Here is a 1402-nt window from a genome sequence, read left to right as displayed (position 1 = left end):
CACGCTCACGGTGTTCGAGAACTACCCGATCGACCCCGATGCCCTGACCATCGCCGACGGCGTGCGGGTGACCGGCTTCAACGGCATCGACGCCACCCATTATCCGCTCAGCATCGCCATCATGAAGGACGGCGACACGCTCGCTCTGCACATGGGGTACGACCCCGGGGTCCTCGGGCCGCAGGACATCGAGGAGATCGGCGCGCGGATCCAGCGGGTGCTGGTGACCCTGCTCGCCGAGCCGGCCCTGCCGCTGGGCCGCATTGACGTCCTGTCCACGGACGAACGTCAGCGGGTGCTGGAGGAGTGCAGCGGCACGACGCTGCCGATCCCCGCGGCGACGTTCCCCGAGCTCTTCGAGGCGCAGTCCGCCCGCACGCCGGGCAACACGGCGGTGGTCTTCGGCGACACCCAGCTCACCTATGCGGAGCTGAACGGGCGGGCGGAGCGACTTGCCGACGAGCTGGTCATCCGTGGCGCCGGCCCGGAGCACGTGGTCGCGGTGGCGCTGCCGCGTGGCCTGGACATGGTGGTCGCGGTGCTCGCGGTGCTGAAGTCCGGTGCCGCCTACCTGCCGGTCGACATCGCCTACCCGGCGGACCGCATCGCGTACATGATGGACGACGCCGCACCCGTCCTGGTGGTGACCGAGACCGGGATCGAGCTGCCGGGCCAGGTGGACCGTCTGGAGATCGACGGCCTCGACCTGACCGGTGGTGGGCCCGCCGGAGCGGTTGCGCGCGCACTGCCGCGCCCCGCCAATGCCGCCTACGTCATCTACACCTCGGGGTCGACGGGTCGTCCCAAGGGCGTGGTGATCTCGCACCGGAACATGGCGGACCTGGCCGCGTGGGCCCTCGACGACTTCGGTGCGGCGCGGCTGCAGCACGTCCTGGCGTCGACCTCGCTGAACTTCGACGTCTCGGTCTTCGACACCCTGATGCCGCTGCTGACCGGTGGTCGGATCGAGATCGTCCGTGACCTCCTGGCCGTGGCCGAGTGCGACGAGTGGAGCGGGACGCTGATCAGCGGGGTGCCCTCCGCCCTGGGCGCGCTCCTCGCCCACGACGGGGTGAGCCTGACCGCCGACAACGTGGTCCTGGCCGGCGAGGCGCTTCCTCCTGCCCTGGTCCGTGAGATCCGCGCGCGGATTCCCGGAGCCAGGCTGGCCAACATCTACGGCCCGACCGAGGCCACGGTGTACTCCACGGCCTGGTACGACGACGGAGACGGCACCGGCACGGCACCCATCGGAAAGCCGCTGCCCAACTCCCATGCCTTTGTACTGGATTCGGCGTTGCGCCCGGTGCCGGTGGGTGTGGCGGGTGAGTTGTACCTGGCTGGTGCGGGGTTGGCGCGTGGCTATCTGGACCGGCGTGCGCTGACGTCGGAGCGTTTTGTG

At 70.2% G+C, this 1402-nt stretch carries 1 protein-coding gene; it reads left to right on the top strand.

Features of this window, described 5'->3' with window-relative positions; translation table 11 throughout:
• The coding region (locus tag ADK60_RS22880; protein WP_159400534.1) for an AMP-binding protein at nucleotides 1-1402 on the top strand (1402 nt) is incomplete at both ends.

It is taken from the genome of Streptomyces sp. XY431 (assembly GCF_001279805.1).
GTDB classification, from domain to species: domain Bacteria; phylum Actinomycetota; class Actinomycetes; order Streptomycetales; family Streptomycetaceae; genus Kitasatospora; species Kitasatospora purpeofusca.
The sequence above is the reverse complement of the archived record's forward strand: the minus strand, read 5'-3'. Positions and strand labels throughout refer to the sequence as shown.